General features: G+C 34.0%; 41 protein-coding genes. 29 read left to right on the top strand and 12 right to left on the bottom strand.

The features are described 5' to 3' along the window. Positions 1-298 precede the first annotated feature (298 nt). From glmS to QZV03_RS07895, 7 genes are all read right to left on the bottom strand, one after another. Complete coding sequence (gene glmS, locus QZV03_RS07925) at positions 299-2,083, bottom strand: glutamine--fructose-6-phosphate transaminase (isomerizing) (protein ID WP_296875648.1); 1,785 nt, start codon at positions 2,081-2,083, stop codon at positions 299-301. Positions 2,084-2,087: 4 nt separating this feature from the next. Then, on the bottom strand, positions 2,088-2,804 hold the full coding sequence (gene cobA, locus QZV03_RS07920) for a uroporphyrinogen-III C-methyltransferase (protein WP_296875646.1): 717 nt from the start codon (positions 2,802-2,804) through the stop codon (positions 2,088-2,090). A 12-nt stretch (positions 2,805-2,816) separates the two neighbouring features. After that, complete coding sequence (gene purQ / locus QZV03_RS07915) at positions 2,817-3,461, bottom strand: phosphoribosylformylglycinamidine synthase subunit PurQ (RefSeq protein ID WP_296875644.1); 645 nt, start codon at positions 3,459-3,461, stop codon at positions 2,817-2,819. Between the two features lie 9 nt (positions 3,462-3,470). Then, a complete protein-coding gene (gene purS / locus QZV03_RS07910) occupies positions 3,471-3,737 on the bottom strand; it encodes a phosphoribosylformylglycinamidine synthase subunit PurS (protein WP_296875642.1) in 267 nt (88 codons plus the stop codon). After that, entirely contained in the window at positions 3,738-4,466 is a 729-nt protein-coding gene (gene purC / locus QZV03_RS07905; protein WP_296875639.1) for a phosphoribosylaminoimidazolesuccinocarboxamide synthase, read from the bottom strand. A 131-nt stretch (positions 4,467-4,597) separates the two neighbouring features. Continuing rightward, positions 4,598-4,882 (bottom strand): hypothetical protein, encoded by a 285-nt coding sequence (locus tag QZV03_RS07900; RefSeq protein WP_296875638.1) that lies wholly within the window; start codon positions 4,880-4,882, stop codon positions 4,598-4,600. Between the two features lie 2 nt (positions 4,883-4,884). Further along, a complete protein-coding gene (locus tag QZV03_RS07895) occupies positions 4,885-5,265 on the bottom strand; it encodes a flagellar protein, FliL (protein ID WP_296875636.1) in 381 nt (126 codons plus the stop codon). Between the two features lie 97 nt (positions 5,266-5,362). Here QZV03_RS07895 and QZV03_RS07890 point away from each other — a divergent pair, with 97 nt between their 5' ends. Beyond that, positions 5,363-5,566: a hypothetical protein gene (locus QZV03_RS07890; protein ID WP_296875634.1), complete on the top strand. Its 204-nt coding sequence runs from the start codon at positions 5,363-5,365 to the stop codon at positions 5,564-5,566. 34 nt (positions 5,567-5,600) lie between these two features. On the opposite strand, the gene QZV03_RS07885 is transcribed toward QZV03_RS07890, so the two are convergent. Both QZV03_RS07885 and QZV03_RS07880 read right to left on the bottom strand, forming a co-directional pair. After that, on the bottom strand, positions 5,601-7,088 hold the full coding sequence (locus QZV03_RS07885) for a sodium-dependent transporter (protein WP_296875632.1): 1,488 nt from the start codon (positions 7,086-7,088) through the stop codon (positions 5,601-5,603). A gap of 83 nt (positions 7,089-7,171) precedes the next feature. Further along, positions 7,172-8,221, bottom strand: coding sequence for a UPF0104 family protein (locus tag QZV03_RS07880; protein ID WP_296875630.1), 1,050 nt, complete (start codon positions 8,219-8,221; stop codon positions 7,172-7,174). Positions 8,222-8,284: 63 nt separating this feature from the next. Between QZV03_RS07880 and QZV03_RS07875 the strand changes: the two genes are divergently transcribed. Further along, positions 8,285-9,787 (top strand): hypothetical protein, encoded by a 1,503-nt coding sequence (locus QZV03_RS07875; protein WP_296875628.1) that lies wholly within the window; start codon positions 8,285-8,287, stop codon positions 9,785-9,787. 31 nt (positions 9,788-9,818) lie between these two features. On the opposite strand, the gene QZV03_RS07870 is transcribed toward QZV03_RS07875, so the two are convergent. Further along, complete coding sequence (locus QZV03_RS07870; protein WP_296875626.1) at positions 9,819-10,334, bottom strand: flavodoxin family protein; 516 nt, start codon at positions 10,332-10,334, stop codon at positions 9,819-9,821. Beyond that, positions 10,327-10,791 carry a flavodoxin gene (locus QZV03_RS07865; RefSeq protein ID WP_296875625.1) on the bottom strand — a complete coding sequence of 155 codons (465 nt, stop codon included), beginning with the start codon at positions 10,789-10,791 and terminating at the stop codon, positions 10,327-10,329. The genes QZV03_RS07870 and QZV03_RS07865 overlap by 8 nt, the downstream gene beginning before the upstream one ends. A 134-nt stretch (positions 10,792-10,925) precedes the next feature. Between QZV03_RS07865 and QZV03_RS07860 the strand changes: the two genes are divergently transcribed. The 27 genes from QZV03_RS07860 (at position 10,926) to QZV03_RS07730 (ending at position 25,107) form a co-directional block, all read left to right on the top strand. Beyond that, positions 10,926-11,687, top strand: coding sequence for a uroporphyrinogen-III synthase (locus tag QZV03_RS07860; protein ID WP_296875623.1), 762 nt, complete (start codon positions 10,926-10,928; stop codon positions 11,685-11,687). Between the two features lie 4 nt (positions 11,688-11,691). Beyond that, positions 11,692-11,961: a signal recognition particle subunit SRP19/SEC65 family protein gene (locus tag QZV03_RS07855; protein ID WP_296875621.1), complete on the top strand. Its 270-nt coding sequence runs from the start codon at positions 11,692-11,694 to the stop codon at positions 11,959-11,961. 103 nt (positions 11,962-12,064) lie between these two features. Further along, positions 12,065-13,177, top strand: a complete 1,113-nt coding sequence (locus QZV03_RS07850) for a site-specific integrase (RefSeq protein ID WP_296875619.1) — start codon at positions 12,065-12,067, stop codon at positions 13,175-13,177. Between the two features lie 1,114 nt (positions 13,178-14,291). Then, positions 14,292-14,480, top strand: coding sequence for a hypothetical protein (locus QZV03_RS07845; protein WP_296875617.1), 189 nt, complete (start codon positions 14,292-14,294; stop codon positions 14,478-14,480). Between the two features lie 156 nt (positions 14,481-14,636). Further along, the gene (locus tag QZV03_RS07840) at positions 14,637-14,768 is read left to right on the top strand and encodes a hypothetical protein (protein ID WP_296875614.1); all 132 of its coding nucleotides are present in this window, start codon (positions 14,637-14,639) and stop codon (positions 14,766-14,768) included. Then, positions 14,769-15,074: a hypothetical protein gene (locus QZV03_RS07835; protein ID WP_296875611.1), complete on the top strand. Its 306-nt coding sequence runs from the start codon at positions 14,769-14,771 to the stop codon at positions 15,072-15,074. Continuing rightward, positions 15,055-15,273 (top strand): hypothetical protein, encoded by a 219-nt coding sequence (locus QZV03_RS07830; RefSeq protein WP_296875610.1) that lies wholly within the window; start codon positions 15,055-15,057, stop codon positions 15,271-15,273. Before QZV03_RS07835 ends, QZV03_RS07830 begins: the two co-directional genes overlap by 20 nt. Further along, positions 15,274-15,414, top strand: a complete 141-nt coding sequence (locus QZV03_RS07825; protein WP_296875608.1) for a hypothetical protein — start codon at positions 15,274-15,276, stop codon at positions 15,412-15,414. A 35-nt stretch (positions 15,415-15,449) separates the two neighbouring features. After that, positions 15,450-15,860, top strand: a complete 411-nt coding sequence (locus QZV03_RS07820; RefSeq protein ID WP_296875606.1) for a hypothetical protein — start codon at positions 15,450-15,452, stop codon at positions 15,858-15,860. A 4-nt stretch (positions 15,861-15,864) separates the two neighbouring features. Further along, entirely contained in the window at positions 15,865-16,131 is a 267-nt protein-coding gene (locus QZV03_RS07815; RefSeq protein ID WP_296875604.1) for a hypothetical protein, read from the top strand. Continuing rightward, on the top strand, positions 16,131-16,694 hold the full coding sequence (locus tag QZV03_RS07810; protein ID WP_296875602.1) for a hypothetical protein: 564 nt from the start codon (positions 16,131-16,133) through the stop codon (positions 16,692-16,694). Before QZV03_RS07815 ends, QZV03_RS07810 begins: the two co-directional genes overlap by 1 nt. 33 nt (positions 16,695-16,727) lie before the next feature. Continuing rightward, entirely contained in the window at positions 16,728-17,102 is a 375-nt protein-coding gene (locus tag QZV03_RS07805) for a hypothetical protein (protein ID WP_296875601.1), read from the top strand. A 5-nt stretch (positions 17,103-17,107) separates the two neighbouring features. Continuing rightward, positions 17,108-17,608: a hypothetical protein gene (locus QZV03_RS07800; RefSeq protein WP_296875599.1), complete on the top strand. Its 501-nt coding sequence runs from the start codon at positions 17,108-17,110 to the stop codon at positions 17,606-17,608. A gap of 17 nt (positions 17,609-17,625) precedes the next feature. Further along, positions 17,626-19,638, top strand: coding sequence for a hypothetical protein (locus tag QZV03_RS07795; protein WP_296875597.1), 2,013 nt, complete (start codon positions 17,626-17,628; stop codon positions 19,636-19,638). A 320-nt stretch (positions 19,639-19,958) separates the two neighbouring features. Beyond that, positions 19,959-20,369: a hypothetical protein gene (locus tag QZV03_RS07790; protein WP_296875595.1), complete on the top strand. Its 411-nt coding sequence runs from the start codon at positions 19,959-19,961 to the stop codon at positions 20,367-20,369. Continuing rightward, a complete protein-coding gene (locus QZV03_RS07785) occupies positions 20,362-20,895 on the top strand; it encodes a hypothetical protein (RefSeq protein ID WP_296875593.1) in 534 nt (177 codons plus the stop codon). Before QZV03_RS07790 ends, QZV03_RS07785 begins: the two co-directional genes overlap by 8 nt. A 169-nt stretch (positions 20,896-21,064) precedes the next feature. Continuing rightward, positions 21,065-21,331: a hypothetical protein gene (locus QZV03_RS07780; RefSeq protein WP_296875591.1), complete on the top strand. Its 267-nt coding sequence runs from the start codon at positions 21,065-21,067 to the stop codon at positions 21,329-21,331. Positions 21,332-21,367: 36 nt separating this feature from the next. Beyond that, the gene (locus tag QZV03_RS07775; RefSeq protein WP_296875589.1) at positions 21,368-21,568 is read left to right on the top strand and encodes a hypothetical protein; all 201 of its coding nucleotides are present in this window, start codon (positions 21,368-21,370) and stop codon (positions 21,566-21,568) included. Between the two features lie 124 nt (positions 21,569-21,692). Further along, the gene (locus tag QZV03_RS07770) at positions 21,693-22,361 is read left to right on the top strand and encodes an ERCC4 domain-containing protein (protein WP_296875587.1); all 669 of its coding nucleotides are present in this window, start codon (positions 21,693-21,695) and stop codon (positions 22,359-22,361) included. Between the two features lie 161 nt (positions 22,362-22,522). Next, the gene (locus QZV03_RS07765) at positions 22,523-22,999 is read left to right on the top strand and encodes a hypothetical protein (RefSeq protein ID WP_296875585.1); all 477 of its coding nucleotides are present in this window, start codon (positions 22,523-22,525) and stop codon (positions 22,997-22,999) included. Between the two features lie 25 nt (positions 23,000-23,024). Continuing rightward, a complete protein-coding gene (locus QZV03_RS07760) occupies positions 23,025-23,252 on the top strand; it encodes a hypothetical protein (protein ID WP_296875583.1) in 228 nt (75 codons plus the stop codon). Positions 23,253-23,264: 12 nt separating this feature from the next. Continuing rightward, complete coding sequence (locus QZV03_RS07755; RefSeq protein ID WP_296875582.1) at positions 23,265-23,441, top strand: hypothetical protein; 177 nt, start codon at positions 23,265-23,267, stop codon at positions 23,439-23,441. 12 nt (positions 23,442-23,453) lie between these two features. Further along, positions 23,454-23,591 (top strand): hypothetical protein, encoded by a 138-nt coding sequence (locus QZV03_RS07750; protein ID WP_296875580.1) that lies wholly within the window; start codon positions 23,454-23,456, stop codon positions 23,589-23,591. Positions 23,592-23,600: 9 nt separating this feature from the next. Continuing rightward, positions 23,601-23,885 (top strand): hypothetical protein, encoded by a 285-nt coding sequence (locus QZV03_RS07745; protein ID WP_296875578.1) that lies wholly within the window; start codon positions 23,601-23,603, stop codon positions 23,883-23,885. Between the two features lie 34 nt (positions 23,886-23,919). Further along, a complete protein-coding gene (locus tag QZV03_RS07740) occupies positions 23,920-24,147 on the top strand; it encodes a hypothetical protein (protein WP_296875576.1) in 228 nt (75 codons plus the stop codon). A gap of 5 nt (positions 24,148-24,152) precedes the next feature. After that, positions 24,153-24,380, top strand: coding sequence for a hypothetical protein (locus QZV03_RS07735; RefSeq protein WP_296875574.1), 228 nt, complete (start codon positions 24,153-24,155; stop codon positions 24,378-24,380). A 463-nt stretch (positions 24,381-24,843) separates the two neighbouring features. Next, positions 24,844-25,107 (top strand): winged helix DNA-binding protein, encoded by a 264-nt coding sequence (locus tag QZV03_RS07730; RefSeq protein ID WP_296875573.1) that lies wholly within the window; start codon positions 24,844-24,846, stop codon positions 25,105-25,107. A 10-nt stretch (positions 25,108-25,117) separates the two neighbouring features. Here the strand turns inward: QZV03_RS07730 and QZV03_RS07725 are convergent. Then, a partial coding sequence (locus QZV03_RS07725) for a restriction endonuclease subunit S (protein ID WP_296875569.1) occupies positions 25,118-25,781 on the bottom strand: 664 nt, incomplete at its 5' end.

Genomic DNA, 25,781 nt, shown 5'->3' with positions numbered 1-25,781 from the left:
TAAATAAAATAACTTTAAATCATTTGATAAATTGGATAAATACCCATAATTATATAAATTTTACAACAAAAGACAATTTTACATTAAAAATCAAATATGAAAAATTTAAAAGTCTTATAAAAATGCTTAAAAATTATTAAAACAACGTTTTCACTATGAATTATTAAGAATAATGGAAATCAAAGCTAATTCAAACAAATTTAACAAAGCATTAAAAAAAAGAATTTTAAAAGAGTCACTTTAAAAACAAAGGCAATATAACCAAAATAAAGAAAAAATGAATAAGGTTAAAAATACCCTATTCTACAGTTACACATTTAGCTAAATTTTTAGGCTTATCAGGGTCATGACCCTTTTCAAGAGTGATGTAATAAGCAATCAGTTGTAAAGGCACAATGTAAACCAACGGTGCAATAATTTCCTTGACATCCTTGTTGATTGCAATAACATCATTTGCTTTAGCCTTAAGTGAATCGTCATCTCCAGAACCAATTGCCAATACATTAGCACCACGGGATTTGACCTCTTCCAAGTTACTCATTGTTTTTCTGTAGTTATCTCCCGGAGGAATAATTACCACAACGGGAATTCCCTCATCTATCAGGGCCAAAGGACCATGCTTAAGCTCACCGGCAGCATAACCTTCACCATGAATATATGTGATTTCCTTAAGTTTCAAAGCGCCTTCAAGAGCTGTAGGATAGGAATATCCCCTTCCCAAATAGAAGAAGTCACGTGCATAATTGTATCTTTTTGACAGTTCCTTAACCAGATCAACACTTTCCAAAGCATCTTCAATGAATTCAGGAACCTTGTCAAGTTCATTCAGGAGCTCCTGATTTTTAGCAATAAGTGCGGCAAACAGATAGATTGCAGTCAACTGCGCAACATATGTCTTGGTTGCGGCAACTCCAATTTCCGGACCCGCCTGGGTTTGAATGACATATTTTGCCCTTCTTGTAATTGATGAACCCGCAACATTGACTATACCCAAAGTAGGAGATGTTTCATTAGCCACATCCAATGCCTTAAGGGAATCTGCGGTTTCACCAGATTGAGAAATGAATATAACCAATGTCTTGTCATTCAATGTATTAGCTGAATACTTGAACTCTGATGCCAGAATGACATCGGTAGGAATGCTTGCAAGGGATTCAATCAGATATTTACCTGTAAGTGACGCATGATATGATGTTCCGCATGCAACAAAACAGATTCTTTGAAGATCACCGACATCATCAATGATTTCCTGAATGTTATCCCTTTGAGTCAGAGTATTTCTAACAGCAATGCCCTGTTCATTGATTTCCTTAATCATGAAATGATCATAACCTTCCTTTTCAGCCATTTCAGGTGTCCAGTTAATGGTTTCTATATCCTTGTTTACCACATTGTCAAATTCATCATGAACAACAACACCTTCCCTGTCCAGAATGACAATTTCACCCTTTTCAGGATATATGATGTCACGAGCATATTTTAATATGGCCGGAGAATCAGATGCCAGGTAATAACCTTCCTCACCTATTCCAACAATCAGCGGTGAGTCCTTACGTGTTGCAACAATCTTATCAGGTTCATTCAAACTAATTGCGGCTATCGCATAGGCACCTTCAATAATTCCAATAGTTTTTCTGACCGCATGCTCAAGGTCGAATTTTTCCGCCATGAACTTTTGAATCAAATGTGGGATAACTTCAGTGTCAGTGTCTGATTTGAATACGTGACCTTCAAGCATTAACTTTTCCTTAATTTCCAAATAATTTTCAATAATACCGTTGTGAACAACTGCCACAGTTTTTTCCTCATCAATATGAGGGTGTGCATTTAATTTTGACGGATCACCATGTGTTGCCCACCTTACATGTGCTATACCAAAGCTTCCAGGCATGTCAGTGAGATTTAAGCTTTTATCCACTTCCTTGATTTTACCCTTATCCTTTTTAATGTGGATATTATCCTCACTGTATGTAGCAAGTCCTATAGAGTCATATCCACGATATTCCAGCTTGGATATGCAGTCAAAAAGAATTGGTGCTACATTCTTATCCTCTTTTAGTATACACCCTACAATTCCACACATCTAATCACCTTTGATAATCGTAAATTTCCTTATACATCTTTACAACATCCCCAATTATTAAAATTGCAGGGGTGTTGATTTTTTTATCTGAAATATCTCCCAATGTTCCGAACACCAGATTTTCATCAGGCAATGTGCCGCTTTCAATGGCACATACTGGAGTGTCAGCTGAGCGATATTTCATGATTTCTGAAGTATTTTCCTTAATATTGCCTATTCCCATAAGGATTACTAAAGTATCTGCAGTATAATCCCAATGCACCTGACTTTCAGGTTTTGTCGGGTCCTCATGACCGGTTACAATTGTCAGGGATGTTGCCACTGCCCTGTGAGTTACTGGTAGTCCAAGAGAAGTTGGTGCTCCAATAGCTGAAGTTACACCTGGAATTACTTCAAATTTGATATCATGTTCCATTAAAGCCAATATCTCTTCTCCTCCACGACCGAAGACAAAAGGGTCTCCCCCCTTAAGCCTTACAACATTTTCATGGCTTTGAGCCTGTTTGATTATTAACTCATTGATTTCATCTTGAGTCTTGTAATGTTCCCCTGCCTTTTTACCGACATAAATTTTTTCTGCAGTTTCGGGAGCATGAGCTAATATTTCCTCATTAGCCAAATAATCATACAATACAACATCAGCTTTATTTAGAGCCTTTACAGCTTTAAGAGTTATTAAATCAGCATCTCCAGGTCCTGCACCAATTAAATAAACTACCATATAATCACTTTATTATAAAAATCCTTTAAAGAAGTTTAAACCATCGTCTGAACCGAATATTTCCTCACATGCCCTTTCAGGGTGAGGCATCATTGCACATACAAGACCTGATTCATCACATACACTTGTAATTGCTTCCATGGAACCGTTAGGGTTTTTGCCTTCAAACTGCAATACGATTTGATCCTGATCTTTTAGAAGGTCGATGTCTTCTGTGTAGAATCTTCCTTCAGCATGAGCGATTGGAAGCGCAATAGTCTGGTCCTTTTTAAATGCCTTTGTAAACGGAGTCCTGTTGGTTGAAACCTTGAGGTCAACCCATTCACAATTGAATTTAGGATTTTCGTTTGTAATGAAAACGCCCGGAACAAGTCCGATTTCACCTAAAATCTGTGCCCCATTACATATTCCTAAGACTGGTTTTTCTTCAGCAACCAATGCTTTGATTCCATCTATTACAGGTGTGATGGATGCCATAGCACCTGCCCTTAAATAATCCCCATATGAAAATCCGCCAGGAATGACAATTCCATCATAGTCTGTGAGCTTTTCCTCGCTCCACCAAACGTATTCCGGTTCTAGACCTGCGAGTTCACATGCCTGTGCCACATCACGGTCACAGTTGGTTCCTGGAAATCTTATTACTCCAATTTTCATTTTCTACACCTATTTACCGCAAGCCATGTTCTGTGGAATAACATTTATTTTATAATCATGAATTACAGGATTACAGAGCAATCTTTCACACATGTCAGTGACGTTTTCTCTTATAACTTCCCTGTCTTCTCCTTCCATTTGGAATTTAATGATTTCATCGGTTTTAACGTTTTTAACTTCATAACCGAGTAAATCAAGAGATCTTTCAATTGTTGTCGCTTCAGGGTTTAACATACCGCTTTTAAGTGAGATTTTTACTTCAATATCAAATAACATCTAAATCACCTTTTCATCATCAGGAATAATTCTATTATAAACTTCAATATAGGCTTCCATTACCTCATCATCTTTTCCTTTTCTAAACAGTTCCTTATCAAGCATTTCCAATGTTTCGCTGTCCCACAGTCTGCATCCGTCAGGTGAAATCTCATCACCTAAAAGAATGTTTCCATCCTTGTCCTTACCGAACTCAACCTTATAGTCAACCAGAATTATACCTGCATCAAGGAAGAACTTGGTTAAGATTTCATTGATTTTCAATGCCTTTTCGGTTAGGATGTCGATTTCCTCTTGAGTAGCGATTCCCAATGCCTTGATGATTGAATCATTTAACATAGGATCGTGATATTCATCAGCCTTGAAATCCATTTGAACGATTGGAGGTTCAAGTCTGGTACCATCTGCAATAGGATATTTGCGAACAAGACTGCCTGTTGCAATGTTTCTTACAATGACCTCGATTGGAATCATATCAAGTTTTTTTGCAAGCATCACGTTAGGTTCAGGCAGGTCAATGAACTGGGTTGCAACACCATTTTCCTCTAAAACCTTAAAGATTTTAGCGGAAATTATAGCATTATATGCTCCCTTGTCGTTCATTACCTCTTTTCTTTCACCGTCACCGGCAGTCATGTCATCTCTAAACTCGATTATGACTTCATCATCATTGTCGGTAGTGAATACGCTTTTCACTTTTCCACTATTAATTAACTCTTTTTTATCCATGATATCATCAAATAAATTATTATAATATAATTTTTAGTTTTAATATTATATAAAAATAGTTTTTTAATAATAACTTCATTAGATAAAAACGAAAAAAAAAGATAAAAGAAATAGTTGTTAAAAAATTGCAATCATAATTTGTTGATTGGAATTCCAACACTTTCAGTTCTTGGAAATTTCATCCCATTTAAAATGCCATTTGGAAGTTCAGACATTATAATGACTGGAAACTCCTCATCAGGCCTTATAAACATTTGATGTTTGACATTCTGACGTGTCCTAACCACTATTTCATAATTATCCTCTTCAACAGTAAATTCACCATCGAGAAACACTTCATTGAAGGTCTGGTTTAAAAGATAATCCGGAAGAACGGCCTCAATAGCGAAATGATCAAGAATGTCTTTTAATATCATTTTTACTCCATACTAGGAAGCTTATCCTGGTCTGAATCATATGATGAACCGATTAAATCACCGGTTTTAGTATCATACTGACGGAATCCTCCATCGGAATATGTCACTTCACGGTACTGACCCTCACCATTTTGTTTATTATCTTTAACTTCCTCTTTGACGATATCGCCAACTTTATTAACTACAGAACCATCAGAACTGCCTGAAGAGGAACCATCTGAAGATCCAACATTACTTACTTTATCCATAACATCACCTACTGTATCAGGATTTAAGTCACCAAGACTTATTCCCATTTCATTCATGACATGAATTGCACCTACGCCACCAATGACCAATACTGCTACAATTATTGCCAATATAGCTAAAATAAAGCCTTTCATATTTTCACCTCGTTTAGCTTTTCAATAGTTATTTGAACCATGACATTAAAATACTTTTCTATTATCTTTATATATTTCAAAAATTAATATCATACATATGAATATGAAAAACACTGCCATACTTTTAATATTTTTATTATCCGTTTTGGGACTAATTCTTGGAGTTTACTATACTTCAGACGTTTCCTCTGACAACTCACAGGACAGCGATGCAGACTCAATTTCCATGGATGATGACAGTGATTTGACCATTACCCCCGAAAATAATGAAAGCAACGCTCTTGACAGGTTTTTTACTTGATTTAATTTAAAAAAAAAGAAAGGAAATGAGAGAATTAGACTCTCTCTTCTGAATTTTCCCAATTAGGGCTTTTAGAAGGCAACAATGTAAATGCTAGTGTTGCACCTAAAAGGAGTACAGCTGAAATTACAGTAAATATCAATTGGTCAGGAGTACTGTTTTGTATCACATCATACATTCCACCGATCCAGACAATAGTTACAAAAATCGGCAGGATATATTTGACTATTAAAATCCACCATTTGCCGAGCTTTATTGATTTGCTTCTGGAATTTAAAAAGTCAATGAGCTTTTCAGCCTTGAATATCCATGCAAAGATAATACATTCAAAGATAACACCCAACAATATTGCAATCTGGTTGATGAATGTATCCACATAACCAAGAACGGAACTTCCGTATGAGGTTGCATAAATCATGGATATAATCGCACCTACAACAATCAGTATGGTCATTGTCCTTTTTCTTGTCATACCGAATTTGTTTTGAATTGAAAATGACAACGGTTCGATAGTGGACAAAATGCTTGTAAGACCTGCAAGATAAACTGTAAAAAAGAACAATGGTCCCAATACATACGCCCAATTGCCCAATACATTAAATACTGTAGGATATACAATGAATACCAGACCGGTTCCCTGGGTTACAAGGTCCGCCACTGCGGTACCTGACTGAAGTGACATGTATCCCAGAATTGAAAATACACCCAATGCGGCAAAATTCTCAAACAATGAGTTTGCAAGAGCAATTGAAATGGTGTTTGTAATCAAATCAGAATCATCCTTGGTGTAGCTTGCATATGTAAATGCAATTGACATTCCCAGACTTAATGAGAACACAATCTGTCCGAATGCAGCCATCCATATGTCGAAATTACCTAAAAGTGACCAGTCAGGATGGAAGAGTTCGGCCAATCCAACTGAAGCTCCAGGCAGGGTCAAGGAAAATCCTACAATAATAATCATAATTATAAACAGCAATGGAACAAGAATTTTTGAAACCTTACCCAATCCTTTTTCCAAATCTCTATGTGAAATAAACCAAATGATTACCCAACCGACAAGCATTGCAACAGCAATCAACGGAATGAAACTTAATAATCCACTCAGGGAATCGGAGGATTGAAGAAGGGTTGTAGTGAAGTATGCATTAGGATCTGCTCCCCAACCCTTAAAGAAACTTAAAAATATATAAATTCCATCCCAGCCTAGAATAGCTGAGTAATAAATCATAATCATAAAAACAGCTACCGGCAAAAGCCACCCCAGATATTCCCATTTGGAGTTGATAGTTTTTACCGCCTTTGCAAATGAAGATTTGAAGTTATATCCAACACCATATTCCAGAATCAGAAACGGAATTCCCATCAAAAGGATAGCCACGATATATGGAATATAGAACGCTCCACCCCCATTGGAGTAAAGCACATAAGGATATCTCCAAATGTTTCCTAGTCCAACAGCAGAACCTATCATTGCAAGTATGAATGACATGTTACTGCCCCATTCATTTTTATCTGTCATAATTTCCCATCAATCAAAAATTTTATATCATATATTTTTGTCGAAAGAGTAATAAATAAGTTTAGATTGAAAAAAAGAAAAAATTATTTTTCCTCAGAATTTTTTAAATCTTCGGAAGCTTTACCTAAAGAAAGCTTATCGAGAACTGATGAACCATAATAAGGTAAAATTATCAAACCGATTATTGTAGCCAGCCAGAATGATATTGCCCTTTCTATAAGTGTAACTGGTGCAGCAAGTGAATATGCAACGCCCGCCTTTGAATAAAATCCTATCATCAGTCCATCGACTGCACCAAGACCTCCCGGCAATAGTGGAATCATACCGACAAGGGATGCAAGGATAAATACCTCTCCGATTACAATGACATTTAATGTTGCACCAAATGCAAGAAATACCACATAAACCCTCATGATTTCCATAATCCAAATGAGAAATGACAATGGAATTGAAGTGTACAATACATTCTTATCAGAAATCAGCAGTTTCATTGTCTTTTGAAACCCAAAAATGTTTTCATGAACATTGTTTTCCAAATCACTTGAATCCTTTTTGGAAAACCTTCGAACAACACCGACAATCCATCCTTCAACACGCCTTCCAAAATTGAGGTTTATACACATGTAAATAAGAATTAACAGGATTGCAGAAATAACAATTACTGATAATACCAACACTACAACAAGCCACTGGGCGATATCGAAATATAAAATCATTGAAACGATTGTTATTATTGCAAGCACGATGAATGGAAATGTGTCAAGCATCCTGTCAGCCACAACGGTTGCAAAGGTATTTTTTAATTCATATCCATGCTCTTTTGCAAGAATATAAGCCCTTACGGGTTCTCCACCACCACGTCCTGACGGAGTGATGTTGTTTACTGCCAGCCCCACCATCATAATCGGCAAAAGCTTTCTAAATCCGACATTGATATCGGCAAGATTGTTGAGTATTTTCCACCTTAATGTATATAAAAAGTAAGTAAAAATCTGCATGACTACCGCTAATGCAACCAGATTCAAATCAGCATCCTTTAAAGTTTCGATGAGGTTATCTATACCAACAAAATACACCATCACAATTAAAATAACTATACTGAATACTATGAAAAATGCAGATCTTTTATCCATATTAATAATATTAGTAGTCAGAATATAAAAATTTTTAAATATAACATGCGAGTTATTACTTTTATGAACAGAAAAGTAATAATTGCACTTATTGCAATAGTCATAATAAGTGCTAGTGCTTTTGTTCTCACAAATTCAAGTAATACAAGCAATACGTCAATCAATGTCGATGCAAATGCACTAGAGGACAGAGGAAACCTCATTGTTGACTCTGAAAGTTTGGACGAAAACAATGGACTATATCACACTGACAGTGCAGATACAAACGGAATCCTGATTAAAAATGGAGGCGCCCTCAAACTGGCAAAATCCATTATCAACAAAACAGGAGACACTGCAACTACCGGTGATGATGCTGATTTTTATGGTGTCAACTCAGCAATTCTCGTAAATACCAATGGTACATTGGACATCAGTGATGTTGAAATCAATACCAATTCCAAAGGATCAAACGGTATTTTTGTAACAAATGCTGAAGCTTCCGAATCAGGAAACTCTTCAGGTGGAGCATCAGGTGAAGGCGGCCAACCACCAGAAGCTCAAGGGTCAGGAGATGGAGGACAACCTCCGGAAATGCCTGGCTCTGACGGTGCCGGCGGGGCACAAGGCGGAAATGGTGGAGGCGAACAGCCTGGTCAAAGTAGCGTTGAAGGCTCTACCGAGGCAAACATCAAAAATGTGAAAATAACAACCCATTCCGACAAGTCAAGAGGTCTTGATGCAACCTACAACGGAGTTATCAATGCGGAAAATGTAGTCATCAATACCGACGGTCAAAGCTGTGCTGCTCTTGCAACAGACCGTGGCGAAGGTCAAGTTCATGTTAAAAATTCAGACATCAATACTGGTGTCAGCAAGACCAGCGGAAGGGGCTCACCTTTAATCTATTCAACAGGAAACATTACCCTTGAAAATACAAAGGGTACATCACATGTTTCACAGATTGCATGTATTGAAGGTAAAAACAGCATTGAAGTTACAAATTCACAGCTGACTGGTTACGCTGAAGGTAACAGACAGGACGGAGACGAATATGTTGACCTGGGAGGAGTGTTCATTTACCAAAGCATGAGCGGTGACGCTGATGTTGGAACATCCCTGTTTACAGCAAAGGATTCAACATTGTCAATCGCAGAGGACTCATCAGTTTATAAAGAGGCTCCGATGTTCCACATAACCAATACCGCTTGTGTTGTCAAACTTGAAAATACACAATTGAACTTTGGTAGCGGAGTTTTTTTAGAGGCATCAGGCCAGAATCAGTGGGGTACCCAAGGATCAAACGGAGGAGTCTGTGAACTCAATACCGACAATGAAAAAATAGATGGAAATGTCATTGTCGATGAAATAAGTTCTCTTAACTGGACAATGAAAAATACCGAATTTAAGGGAGCTATCAACTCTACCGGAAACACTACAGTAAATGTTGGTGAAGGTTCAACATGGACATTAAGCGGTGACAGTTCCGTTTCATCTCTAGAATTATCCGGAAACATAGAGTATGGTGAGTACTCATTAACTGTTAATGGTCAAACATACAACAGTTCAAATCCTTTTAAAGGATAGGAAAGATTATTTCTTTCCTAATTTATTTTTTTTAGCAGTTTTTTCCTGCATTATAAACTTTTTCTAACAAATCTTTTTGTGATTTTACATTTCCCAATGCCTTAAACACTTCCATAATGTTTGGATTAACTGAGAAGTTGATGAAGCTTTCAAGACCGGTCAATGCATCGCCACAGTCACTTCCTGCGGCAAGAACAATGTAGTAATCCACATTTTCCAGATGCCTGAAAATAGGATAGCATCTGTCAAAAAACATCTTCAAGGTTCCGCACATTTCAAAATAGTACACTGGAGTTGCATAGACAATAACATCAGCTTTAAGCATATCTTCAAGAATCGGTGCGATTCCATCATCCTGAATGCACTTCATTTCAGGAGTCTTACAGGCATAGCATGCCTTACATGATGAAAATTCAATGTCTTCCAAGAAATACTTTTTAACGCTGTTTCCCCCATCAATGGCTCCCTTCACAAATTCATCACATAATGTATCTGAATTTTGCCCTTTTCTTGGAGAGGAACTTATTACAACAACGTTTTTACTCATCTTCAATCCACTCTTTAGCATTTGAAACGTTGCCTCTGAATCTCATTCCTTTTGCAAAGTCAAGTTCAGGATAAGCCTTTTGCAAGTCACTTACACATCCGTCAATGCCTGTTCCTCCGGAAGTGCAGAATGCCTTGATTGTTTTTCCTTTCAAATCAACGCTTTCAATGAATGTATTGATTATTGTCGGTGCGGTATACCACCATACGGGAAAACCGATTACAACGGTATCATATTTTTCCACATCACATGTTTCAGCAATTGGAGGGCGGAATGTCCTGTCGTTCATTTCTATTGTTGAACGTGAATTCTTGTCCCTATAATCCAAATCCGCTGAAGTGTAAGGTTCAACAGGTTTGATTTCAAATAAGTCGTATCCGTTTTCATTTGCAATCTTTTCAGCTATATTTTTTGTAACGCCACTTGCTGAGAAATATGTAACTAAAACATTACTCATTTTATCACCTAATTATAAGATACTATCAACTAATATATAATTGTTTACATTCACAACAATCATATTCAAAAAATAATATAAGCAACTTAAAAGATAATATATTACATTAATAAATTAAATGAGGGTAATAAATTATGTCAAAACCTGTCGTTGCAATAACAAGACCCATTGACAGAGCGCAGAAAGCATGCGAAATTGTTGAAAACCTGGGTGGTGAAGCTTTTCTTGCACCCACACTTGATTTGAAGCCTGTTAACACAGATTCCCTAAAGGAACTGGTGGCAAGAAAAGATGAACTTGACTGGATTGTCTTTACCTCCCCAACAACAATTGTCTCACTGAACAAGTTTTATCCAGACTTTATCAAAAACCTTGACTGCAAACTGGCCGTCATCGGAAACAAAACCGGAAAACTGGCTGAAAAGAACGGACTGAAAGTTGATTTGATGCCTGATGACTTTACTGCCGAAGGTTTGGTTGAGGAGTTCTCCAAAAGAAACATCACAGGCAAAACCATCGGAATTCCAAGGACAGCATCTGCAAGATCAACACTTCCGGAAGGTTTGGAGGAGCTTGGAAATAAAGTGATTCTTGCTGAAGCATACAAGTCACTCTTTCCGATGGATGAAGCCAAGGTTTGTGAACTTATCTCAAAGATTGAAAACAGACAAATCGATGCGATAACATTCACAAGTCCTCTGACTGTTGAAAATTTCTTCAAGATTGCAGACGATAAGGAAAAACTGGCAAAGCTCCTGAATGACAATCTGCTGACCGTCAGCATAGGTCCGATTACCGCAAGAGTTTTGGAAAAATATGACATTGCCCACATTTACCCAGACACTTATACAGTTCCGGACATGATGGAACTATTATTCAAGCAATTAGATAGGTGAGAATATGATAACTATTTGGCCACAATACTTAGATAAAGATTTAACCCTAAAGCAAGGTCGTAAAATAGCCAAGGAGTATGCTGTTAAACAACCAACACTCAATGAAATTGAAAGAGCACTTAAAAGACTAAATTTACCTCACAGCGTGCAAAAGGAGTTTTCATATCCTGGAAAATGGTATGAAAAATCAGGAAGGGTGCTCGTTGAATGGGACAAAACAAAACTTGAACTTATACGTGAAGTTAGCTTAGAAATAAAAAATATGAGAAACTGATTAATATGCAATTACCCATTGAAATATCAGTTACTTATAAAAAACATTAGTAATCAAATGCTCTCTGATAACCTTTTTTATAATTCAATAAGAAAGTGTTATTATGAATGACGAGCAACTATTAAACAATTTAGCAAATACATTCAATCATTCAAAGGAGACACGAAAACTCTATAAACATGCTTTAACAAAATATTCCACATATTTTGGCATGAGTCTTTACGAATTATTGATGGAAGCAGAAGAAGATGAGAATAAAGGAGTTAAATGGAAACATCGCAGAGTAAAAATCAGATTAATTGAATATAGACAAAAATTATTTGAAAAATATGCATTAAACTCTGTTAAAACTCATATGGTGGCTATAATCAAATTTTATAAATTTTATGACATCGAAATATATGAAATACCAAAAATTAATGAAAAGGCTGCCGAAAAACCAACTCCTATTTATTTTAAAGATTTACCTGATAAAGAAGTTATAAGACAAGCTTTAACAATTGTTTCACCTGAAATGAAAGCCATAATCTTATTTATTTGTTCTAGTGGCTGCGGTCGTGCTGAAACATTGAGTTTGACAATTCAGGATTATATTGATGCATTGTCTGAGTATTTACCAAACAGAAGAATGGATATTTACCAAATAATTGATTTTCTTAATGATAATGACAATATAATCCCTACTTTTAACATTAGAAGATTGAAAACTAACAAATATTATACCACCTATTGTAGTCCTGAAGCAGTAAAAGCCATAAATGCATATATTTTAACACGGAATGATAATGTAACAAATGATAGCAAATTATTTAATATGCATGGAGCATATTTCATTACTTATTTTCAAAGAATAAATGATAGGCTTGGATTAGGAAAAGTAGGCAAATATAGTAGGTTTAGAAGTCATATGCTTAGGAAATTTCATGCTTCTGCATTATATAATGATGGTATGAGTAAAGACGATGTAAACGATTTGCAGGGAAAAGCTAAAAACAAAACCGATGAAGCTTACTTCATGACCAATCCTGAAGATTTGAAATATGAATATATCAAACATTTGCATGCTGTAACAATCAATAAAGATGTAGAAAAACTATCCATTAAATCTCCAGAGTTTGTTCAGATGGAAAATGAAAATAAACAATTACAATCAGATTTAGATGATATGAAGGCAGATATTGCAAGTTTAAAGAAAATTTTGGGAGGTGGTAAATAATCCTCTGACAAAAATATATTAAAATTGAATTATTTTGTTTAAAAAAGAAAAAAACACAATTACAGAATTAATAATAGTATTACTCCCATAATTGCCACTACTACAAAGAATAATTTAATACTATAACTTAAACAAAATACTAAGAACCAAAATAGAAATACTACAAATAATAATGCCAATACGAAAAAATCACCTCTTTTTCTATAAATTAACATTTTTTATACACGATAATATTATTATATTTATACTCATTAATAATACTATTTAATCTCATTTTTCTATATTGGAGAAATGTTATACTTGTACCAATATCATTAATTTTATGCAATTGAATAGTATTTCTGATTTTTTGTTAAACAGTGATTTTTAAAACATCGGTGTTTTATTTTTTCGAGTGTACAATTTAACATAAAATAAAGAAAAATAATGAACGATTAAGCATTATATCAAAAGGAAAAGGTTTATATATTCAAAAAACATATGTATAATTAACCTTCACTGAAACTTAATGTATACAATCATTTTTCAATGAAAGGTAACAAAAATAGAGTGGTGAGAAAAAAAGTGATAAAAAGTTCATAAAAAAGGATGATAAGTAAAAAATTATATTTATTTTATGAATAACGAGCTGATAAATATGATTTTTCTACTTTATCCTATTAGTTGGGGTTAAAATGAAGAATAAAAAAAAGTTAAACGAGTTGACCAAAACTGTAAAACTAATAATTTTTCTAAACTTAACCCAATAATAAGTATATATTAAGCAATATATAAAGATTTCCACGATAGGAAATCAGTATTTTTTTATTATTGGCGAATGAATGGAAAAACATTATTTTTCAAACTTTTTTTATTTTTCACACTTACTTTCAGGAATATTGTCTCTTGATCCATACTCCTGACAATTATCAATTTAACCCTGTTTCTAATACTCTCTCTTGTATCTTCAATTGAGAAAATATGAGCTCAAAATCTTTGTATCGGTATATTTATATGTATGGCGATATAAAATAAGAATTAGATTAATAATTTGTTATATTTTGTTAATCTGAAAATGTAAAATCTCCAATGATTTGTTCTAAGGACAATGAGGAGTTGAACGAGTTGACCAAAAATGTACGAAATTAGAAAATGGGTAAACAAGCCAATCTTGAAAGAAGTGGTGTGTACTAACATTAACTTCCAAGCCCTTGAAGAATTTCTTGCTGAAATCAACCTCAGTGAACACGAATTCTTTGAGATGTACGAGATTGAAGAAATAGAAACTGGATTAATGAATAATGAAGCTTTATGCAACATGTAATCCCTTAGACTGTCGAATTTTTGAAATAATCTAAAAACGAGTTGACCAAAATGAAAGAAGAAATAATAGATGGTGTACCTCATGTTTTAGTCCCAAAAGATGCTTGGGAGAAAATATGGGATGTATTCGATAGAATTGAAAAAATGGGTGAATAGAATGTCAGTTTATTCACCTTATATTGTATATCCACCTGAGGCAGATGAACTATTTGACTGTCCTCAAGATGACTGTGAAAACTGTACCTTTGATTGTGATATCAAAAGTGGCAGTGCCAACGAGGTGGACTAAATGACCAAAACTGTAAATCCATTTGTTGAAAACACCGATGGTATCCTAACCCACTCAGGTGAAGTTAAGGTTGCCAAAGGTGGAGTAAAACAAAAAATATTGAATATTAGTGAAAACGGCAAAGTTTTAGTGTTGGGCAGAAAAAGAGCCTATGCAGTTGATATCCATGTCAAACTATTGCCATTAATGCATTATGCTGAAAAAGGTGATACTGGCTTCATTAAATTTAAAAACGGTGAAGCTTTTATCATCGGTTTCAAAAAGAATGTAAAACGAGCTGATAAAAATGAGAGAAACAATCCGTAAGATGAAATTACATCTAGAAGATGATTGCTACATTGCTTTTGTCTCTGCAAATGATAATTTTGATTTTGGACTCTATAAAAATGATGATTATCATTTCATTGACGGTAAAACACTGGCAATACATCGCAAGAATGGTAGAACAACTATAATCAATTTAGAATTGATTATCGCAATTTGTGTTCGCAGGAGTTTGATTTAAATGTCAAAACCTGCTAGATTGTATCCTAAACCTGAACCTATTGCCATTGATCCACGATTTGTGTATTTAGGCAGTGGAGTAACAGGTATGTTGTTCTTTGTTGTAGGTTGGACTTTTCAAAATATTGGGGTATTCGCATGAATATTCCCAATATTCCTGTTAGGAGGGTGTTATAAATGGGATTAGATATGTATCTTTATGGTGCAATCCATAAAATTGATTCCGAAACTTGCACTTCAAAAATTAAACTTGAAGAAGTTGGCTACTGGAGAAAACACAATGCTATCCACAATTGGATGGTAAAAAATGTTCAAGACGATGTCGATAACTGTGCTATGTACTATGTATCAGAACACAGCTTGAAGAAACTCCTAGTGGCATGTAAAACAGTTTTAGAAAATCCTACAGTGGAAAATGCTATGAAAATATTACCTACTGTAGATGGCTTTTTCTTTGGCGGAACTGATTTAACTGATGATTTTGAACTTGAATACTATTTAGATGGTTTAAAATACACTGTTCAGTTAATTCGTGATTTACTGTTAAAAGATGAGTTTGAATATTATATTTACCAATCAAGTTGGTGATTAGATGGAAGCTAATGTAATTTTAGAATATTTTGACAAATTAAACGATGAAAACGCAATGTTCATCGAATTTAGGAACAGAGGTCAATTATTAGTTGATAATAATGACATCGTTCGTGTAAATGGCAGTTTAATTGAAATTAAATCCGATAGTATTGGAGTATACATTTCAGAATTAGATGAAATTATTGGATTAAAAATCTGTAATCGTGTAGACCTCATTAATAAAGCAATACTCGGTGAAATCGCTGAACAAATGGGTGATTCATAATGGTAAAAGCCGAATTAATTGAAAGTCCAAGAGTATCTCAAGATACCAGTTTAATCAATGTAAACAGTGTTCCTGATGTGGATACTGCTATCGAACAATGGGATGCTTACCAAAAACTCTGTAAAGGATTGTTGAATGACACTGACTACCAAGAAATTGTAGTCAAAGAAAAAGATGCTGATGGCAACTATGTCAGTGTTAAAAGACACTTTAAAAAGAAATCAGCTTGGCAAAAACTTGCTAGAGCATTTAATGTCGACACTCACATTGTAGACCGTGATTTACAAAGAACCAAAATGGGAAGAGTGAAAGAAGCATACTACTGCGTCAGAGCAACACTTCCTAATGGCAGAACTGTCGAATCAGATGCCTTATGTTCTAGAAGTGAAAGAGGCAAAGATAAAGTTTCAGACCACACTATTATGTCTACTGCAAAGACTAGGGCAACTAATCGTGCAATTGCAGAGTTAATAGGTGCTGGTGAAGTATCAGCTGAAGAGATGGGTGCTGAAAGAAGAAGCATTGACAAATCTTCAAAATTTTTGAATGAGAGTGATCAATAATCACTCTCCACAATTTTTAATGGTGGAATAATTATGGATGATGTAAATGTTGTAAAAGACCAAACTATCAATATTATTGGCGAAATGCCGGTATTATTCAAACTTGGATTAAAAGCATTGATTAAAGCTAAATCAGATGCTTTGATTCAATTAAGAGAACTTGAACTTGATTTATTAAATGCTAAACATGATTTAGCTGATAAAGAAAGGATTATCTTATTAACAACTGATTTCAAAGAATTGGGCTTAACCAATGAAAAGATGAGAAATGCATATGTTAGTGAGAAATTAAGTGATGTAAAAATCAAAATCGATGTTAAAAAACACACAATAACATCTAAAAAAGATGATATTGAAATTATGAATGATTTAATCAGATTAAATGAGTTAGAATTACAAGGAGAGTAGAAAAAATGACTTTTGAAACTAAACAAAGTATTTTCACTAGTACTGAACTAGACTATGAAGAAATTGTAGACATACCTGACGGATATGAAAAAGCTGAATTAAAAGACTTTGAAGATGGAACCATCATTACTGGCAGACCTGAAATGTCCTCTGTAACTTCCTACACCTTTGACGATGACGGTGAAGAAGTAACAATTAATAGGTTCAAATTATTCATTTTCAAAGATGATGAACAGTTATATGTTGAAATCAATGTCAACCTTAAAAACGATGGAGATATCCACAAAAATATCCGTAAAGGCAGTGTTCTATTTGACTTCCTGACATCTATTCTTGAATTAGAAAACCCTGGCAGTGTTGGCAAATCCAACATCATCAGAAATGTTAATCTAGCAGAATACCGTGAATTCGTGAACAGATTAACTGAAATGACAATTCAGGTGAAAGAAAAAAGTGGAACTTATGTATACTACAGCTTTTTAATCAAAGATGTCCAAGTACAATAAAAATGTAGGTTTTGAAAATGGATGAAGGAAGTTCAGCTAAACAAATTAAAAAAGCCATAGAGCATGTGTATAAACCATCTTATGAGCTTACATTCTTTAAAAACTTAATTAGTGCTTTTTATCTTCAAGGCACTGATTCCGAAGTTGTAGAGAAAATTCTCATTGAATTATACAATCAACTTCCTTCTCATGAGAAAACATTAGGTGACATTGTAAAATTGTTTGATGACATTTATATTGGTGATGCAAAACCCAATAGTGGATTAAAAGGTATAGAACAATTTATCACTGACAAGCATGATAAAAAGACTGCATTAGAACTAATTCGTGATTTGAATAAGATAATCATTCCTTATGACACCAACAAGATTTACAAATTACAGATTGGTTCTAACAAGTATATTGTCATGGATTACAGAAATAATGAAGTTACTGTTCAAATCATTGACTGGAAGAAAGGCATTGAAGTAACTGATTATACTCGGATACTTCTTTGTTATCCTGTTCAAATAACAATCCATGACAATCCAATCAGTGATGCAGGTAGAACATTCAGTATAGAGTGGGTAACAACAAAGGACGGACATTTCCATACCAAAAATATGAGTATTCCTGAAATAGAACAATATCTGACAGACCACGGATATGTTCTTTCACCTAAACACTTCAAAGGTGTCGTAACTGCTTTAATTCAAATCGCCATTGAAAATGAGCTAGCTATCATTAAAAATGACATAGAAACACCTGGTTTCTATTATAATGACATTACTAAAAGTTTAAACATTATAGATTTTGAATTAAAGCCTGTGAACTTTGAAAAGTTGAATATGGCACTTGATCTAATTGAGGATTTGAAGAATTACTTTGTAGGTCAGGAAACAAAACTTGCTACCACCCTAAAACATGCATTGATTGTTCCTTTTGGTTTTGCTAAAAAACAGATGGGATTGCCACTAGAAAACCTGATACCGTACATCTACCACTTTGGAAAAGGTGGCTCTGGTAAAACTACAATTGCCCGTATTGGGGCATATTTCTATGGTGAACCGAATAGTGAAACCGACATTGGAGGTTCTGAATTTGACACTGTTCCAAGAATAGGTGCGCAAATATCAAAATCCACATTTGGTCTAATTGTTAATGAACCTGATAATGTTTTTAACAACAGAAGCTGTGTAGAAACATTGAAAACTTGTGTTGAGAGAACAAATGCAAGGAGAAGATATGAGGGTAGGAATTTAGCAACTATCCTCGCATTATCCACTGTTTCTTTCACTTCTAATAGTGCATTACCAAATGTAGAGGGATTAACAAGAAGATTTGTCCAATTATTGTATTCTCATAGTGAGAAAAAGTCAGATAGTGAGAAAAAAGCATTTATGGAACATTTCCGAATGGATACACCTGAATTATGCCTTTTTCATCGTTTGAAATATCTTGCTGATTTCGCAGTAAATGAGATAAACAATGATATAGAATTGTTAAGATTGCCTTGGCAGGAATTATCCAACAGCTTAATCCTGAGAGCATATGCAGACTGTGAAAGACAATGTCCTGAGTGGCTATTATCATTCGCAGAAGCAGTAACACTTGAAGAACTTGATGATGAGGAAATAGATGAGATTAGAATGTTTTTCATTGATGAGATTAACAAGCACAATAAAAATATCCGTGTATACTCATCCGAAGATGGATTCCCAATGAATCAAGATGACTTCTTCAGTGATAATGTTAAAGACTCAAGAGACTTCTCAGACCGTGTTTTTAATGTTATTAATGAACGATTAATACCGTATATGGTCTTGCATCATGCTAGGAATGGTAAAGATTATGTTTGCTTTACAAGTGGATTAAAGAAAGCTATGCATAATGTCAATCAAGCCTGCTACGATGTAAAAGGGATTGCAGAATTGTTAGGTTGGAAGTATAAACTTGTTAGATTGGATAAACCTAGAAAGGTTATGTTAGTTAGGTTTGATAAGTTTTTAACATTTCTATATCCAAATTTAAGTGAAAAGGGTGATAATTAATCAGGTAATTTCTTGAAGTAACTTCATTGAAAAAAAGTAACCTAAGGCACTAAGTTACCAAATCTTAAAATTTTAATGAATTCTAAGCCATTTATTTTATAAATTAAGTGGTTTAAATTCATTTAAAATTTTTCGTAAAAAAGTAACTTATAGCCAATTTCGTGGTACCCCTATACTAGAAAAATATGCTTACATTGGTAAGTTACTGGGTTACTGAGTTACTAATTATTGGCAAGTTACTAGGTTACTAAGTTACTTTATTTTGATAAATTACCAAGTTACTAGGTTACTAAGTTACCTAACATAACGAGCTGGTAAATATGATAAAATGTGAATGTTATCCAAATCATCACTGTTGTAAGCATTTCCATACCTGCGAGTTTGGAATACCAATGAATTCAACATATTCGACATTGCTAAAAGAATTAACCTTTGAACTAAGGCATTTAGATGACTTAAAACAAAGACAAAATGATTATTTCAAAGTATTAACAGAGATACGAGAATTACAATATGCAGTAACAGTTTGCATTAAGGGAAAATTGGTTCAAGTTCCAAAACTCAATGCTTTGGGTGATTACATCATAAAGCCTTATGATGTCATTGTAGATTTAAACTATAATGTTATTTCTCAAGAGATCAAAGATACCGAGAATATAATTCGTGAATTAAGAAAAAAAGAACAAAATATATTAAAAATATTGAAAAAACGAGCTGATAAATATGATTAATGTATATGAAGAGTTTGTAAAAGACTATAATAATCCTAACATCACTGGAGAAGATGTTAAACGATTAAATGGATTAAATGCAAGACAATACTCTCATTTACGTGCTGAAGCATTGTCTAACGGTGATATATCATCTCCTAGACACATGAACACCACTGGGGCAAAATTCTATACCAAGACTAAAAATGGCGATTATATTGTGAAAAAACAATATGGCAATAAAACCGTGTTAGTCGGAAGATTCAGTGATGAAGCAACAGCCCAAATGATAGTATCATTATGTAAGGCAGTAAATTGGGATTTAGACAAAATCAATCGAATAATAGATGAAAATAAGATTAAACCTAAAAATTACAGTTTCGTCAACGGTTATTATACAGTGCAGAAAATGATTGATGGTGAAAGGGTGGTTTTTCATAGGTTTAAACACGAAGCTCAAGCTATCTATATGGTGCATGAATTAAGAAGAATGGGCTGGGACAAGTCCAATGTCGATTTAATACTAGATGAAATGAGTTTGAATTAATCTATATCTTTTAGGTGAGATTTAGTACAAAAATCTAGTCGATTAAATTATTGGATGGGTTGATAATTCTAAACAAACTTGTATTAACTACTATTGTTTAGATTAATCGACTCATTGATAATTTCAATAGCCAAATTCAACCTAGAATTAATATTTAGGAGATAAAATTATGATACGAGTCATTGAAACCGAACACTTTATTGAATTCACTGATTTAGAAGTGAACCCCAAAGGCAGCAGAAAGTTAGAACTGTTAATCAACCAATTCCCTGAAGAACTGAAGTTAATCGATTATCAAATTGTATATGGCGAATATACTTCAATTTCAGATGAAAACTCAACAATTAATTCACTAATCGATGAGTTGGAGAATGTAACCTGTGAAATACACTGCTATTATCGTGTTCTGTTTTTGAAAATAAAATCTGAAAATTAATAAGGAGCATCAGCGAACAACATGAGGATTGATAAAATGACAGATTTAACTGCATACGGAATTTTAGGATACATAGCTTTGATAATTGCAATTATATGCATTCGTATACTTGCAGTTTTTGTAGTTGCAGGTGCAATTGCAACCCACATTGGACTCCATGGTATACTGTGGTGGGCAAGTGCAATCGTGATATTTTTAGTAATAAATGCCGTAATAAGTGGATTGAGTAGAAACTAGGAGGATTAAATGTTTTACTATGTTTTAGGTGGAGTATTATTTGCATACTTTGCAATTATATTTTTTGCAATAATTGAGAAATTGTTTGAGAATTTACAGGATAATGATCAGGAGGCAGAATAGTATGAAAGTTGTAATTGATTCAAGAGAAACTGACAGGATAAGACCTGCAATGTTTCATTTTTCATTAAATAACAGCGTATCTATTGAGGAACTGGATACTGGAGATTATATCTTTGAGGAAAATGGTCAAAAAGCAGTATTCGAGTACAAAACAATGCCAGATTTCATAAATTCGGTAACAGAAGGAAGAGTATTCAATCAAGCCATAGACCAACAACGAGAATTTGCCAATCACTTCGTTATAATTGAGGGAACAGATGATGACAGAAAAAAGATTTGCGATGAATTATATTATTCTACAGGTGTTTCTTTCACTAAGGCACAATTCTACGGTGCGATTGCAAGGTTAAATACCTTTACAACAGTACTTCGTGTTCCTAACAGAAAGACCGCATTCGAGGTGATGGAGCAACAGTCTAAGAAATGCTTCGATGACAAAGCTGTCGCAAAGGTGTTCCCCAAGTCAGAGGGAAATCCTGCATTCAGATATTTGTGCTACTGTTGTCAGGGAGTTGGCTCAAAAACTGCAGAAAAGATTGTAAACGAGTTAAAATTAAACAATTTAGAAGACATTATTTCACTTAAAAAAGAAGAATTAATGACAATTTATCGAATAGGTGAGTCCACGGCAGATAGCATCTTGGAGCAGGTTCGTAAGGACTGTTCATAAGAATTCCTGCATTTTCCGATTTAATAAAACGATACCTTTATATGTACAATTGGCTCTACTATAATTAACTGTCGTTAAAACGGAATTGGGAGCTTAAAATCCTCTTAAATTCTGTTTTAAAAGCAGATAATTTGTAAAACCCAAATGGAGAGCTGATAATTATGAAATTAGTTGAAAGCAAAATTGAAAACTTGACCGTGACTGTCGAAATCGATGAAAATGAAGACCACCACAAATGGAGTGGCTGTCCTCAAATCATCTGTGAAGGAAACACCTGCCTTTTTGAATCCGTTGATGCTTTAACAGTTATCAAAGCAGTAGCAACTTCTGAAACAGTAACAGAATTCGTTGAAAAAGTCAGTGGAGACAACACCTGGCAAAAAGAAAAACTTGCCGAACCAATTTTCAAAGCACTAAACAAAAAAGCAGTTGAAAATGTCAACAAAGCTGTAGTAGACTGCTTAGATGTAGCTTTTACTGATGATAACAAAGACTTGTTTGACTTCAGAGAAGATGACAAAGACTGTTTAAACTGTTGTTTAAACCACTATGCCAATGAATTCGATGGTAGATTTGATAAACTTGGTGAAAAAGAACAAATCAAATATTTAGTACAATCAGCACTTGCTGATTGCTAAATTCTTTTATTTTTAGGTGCTTATTATGTATGTCGGTGATTTAATCAGGATTTTGGAAAAATGCGATGAGAACGATGAAGTTACATTCATTTTCGATGAAAATAGCAACTCTCACTGGGAGAGAGAACACGGTCTCAAAGAAGTAACAATGGTCAATGTCTGTGGCTACAAAATCAATGGTAAAATAGCTATGTCAAATGGAATGAGTGCCAAACTTCTCAAAGGTGATGAAGAGTCAATCTTCATAAAATAAGGTGTGATTAAGATGGTTAGAACATTATCTCAAATGAGCAACAGTGAATTGCTCGAAATCGTTCAAATGAAGATGGCAAACGGTGGATTAACCATGGACGAGATTGATGCTTGTCTCTGGTTTGAAACCAAACTTTTAGATGGTGAAAAATTAACTGATTCTGAAATCGATGAACTAGGAAACATGTAAGGTGGGATTAGAATGGCAAACGGCATTTACGATGAAAAAGACTGTGTAGTAGTCTATGATGTTGAATTAACAGATGAGGAATATGAACTTTTGTTAGAAGATGATGAATTGTGTGATGAATTCATTGAAGAGCTATTAGATTTGTATTAGGTGGTAACTATGTATGGAGAAACAATCGATGAAGTGAGAACTGAAGTAAATATGGAATTATGTATCGATGTGTTAATTAACACTGATTTCATTGAAGTAACAAAAATTGACAAAACTCCAATGCCTAGATGGTGTGCTGAGGTATTTTTCAAATCTCACAAAGGATACTGGCAAATCCGTGAGTTTATAGATGACCTCAGAAGCAGAGGTTACTATATGATGTTGGTAGATGATTTTAATGGTGGAGAATCAATTTTGATTTCTAATATCTATAAAAAAGTGGGAGGCGACTAATCCCACTTATTTTAACATTTTCTAGGTGATTACGATGGTGAGAAGATACTTGAAAACAATACTCAATGAAAACGGCATTAGTTTTGAAGAAGACAGGAATAGCTTCATTATTGACTGTGGTGGAAATGACAGCGATTTCATTAAAATGGTTGGTATTATCAACGACAGAATGGAAACTTGGACTTATGACCTCAATTTAACATTAAACATTAAAATCGACACTGGTTATGAAAAAATCGTGATAGAATATTGGCAGGAGTGAGATAAATGGTATGGAGAGGAGATATTGAAAAACACTATGAAAATGTCAGTAAAACATACCAAGTCATGAATTTACTTGATCAAGATGACTTGGCAATGAGAAATGGTTTAAGAGCATTAATTCTTGAAGAACTTAAAAAATCATGTGAATGCATTATAGAATGGATAGGAGATGAAAACAACAGATATTCATATTTTTTTTTTTTTTCACTTAATTTTAATGAAAATTACTAATTCTTGTTGATTACCAAATGCTCTCTTGGAAAAGTGGCTTATAATTACTAGATACCAATATAAATGTAGGAGTCACATATTCCAGAACTTTTTTTGATATGGAAAAAAGTTGTTTAAATTTGGTAATGGTTGAGAACCTGGAAATGTGGCTCTATTCTCCTATTTATACAAATTTTACTTCAAAGATACAATTTATACTGATTTTTATTATCTTTTCTAAAATATTCTAATTCTATATAGATAAGGCTGTCAAGAAAATATAACTCCATATGTTTGATTAATCTAGTGAATGAGTTGTATAATCTAGACAATGCAGATATTATAGCTATTAATTTAATGGCTTGTATCATTCAAATTTAGCACTCATTTTTTCTAGATTAAATTTTCACTGCAAAATCAACTTCCAGTAAAATTCACTAAAATTATATGTACGCCAAAAACGAACATAATAACGAGGGATACAATGGAACTTTCAGATGAAATGTGGAAAGAAGTGGGCTTTGTGATATCCTCAGGATATAGATCAAAAGTAATGAAATCTCTTGACGGACAAACAAAAATTCCTACTCAAATTGCAAAAGATACAGAAATCTTGCAAAATCATATGTCTGCTGTTTTAAAACAATTAGGAGAACACGAACTTGTTGAATGTGTAAATCCTGAAGCTAGAAAAGGTAGACTATATCGATTGACAGATAAGGGTGAAGAAATAGTGAAAGAATTGTAATTCATCACCTTTAAACAAACATTTGTTGGAGCAAACCTTTTTTGAATTTTTTAACATCTTCAATATTAGTCTCTATAAATTGAATTTTAGTGTCCATGTTGGACAGAATATCAACTATTTTCTCTTGTTCTTCGATAGAGGGTAATAAAACTGGAATAGTGCTCAATGTATCATTATTTAATGTTATTCCTTTTGCTGCCTGAGAGCCATATTTTAAAATATTTATAGAACTCAAATAATAATACATATATTCTGTTAGGATATCACTAGTTTTCCATTTAAAATTACAAATGGCTTCATTAGTGAACATATCCTTTTTTAAAATGCCTAATCGTCCAATAGTTAATTTAAAACTCATTATTAAGGTATCTTTTTCAACGATTTTTTTATTTTTACATCCTTCATCAGTGATTTTTTTGCTAGTTTCAGTGATATATTTGCCTTGATTCATATCTGCAATTGATAACCAATTAATATCTCCGTCCCAATAATTAGGATTGGAAGTTGAAGGAGTAAAACCTTTTCCGATTGTACTTATGTCACCCAAATTAACTTTGTTCCAGTCATCATCAAAATTAAATCTTAATTTCTGTGCGAAAATCTGTTGCATCAAATACTTCTTGAAATCTTGATAATACTTGTATTTCTCACCCAATAACCCAATTTTTAAATCT

Source organism: uncultured Methanobrevibacter sp., assembly GCF_902788255.1.
GTDB lineage: Archaea > Methanobacteriota > Methanobacteria > Methanobacteriales > Methanobacteriaceae > Methanocatella.
The sequence above is the reverse complement of the archived record's forward strand: the minus strand, read 5'-3'. Positions and strand labels throughout refer to the sequence as shown.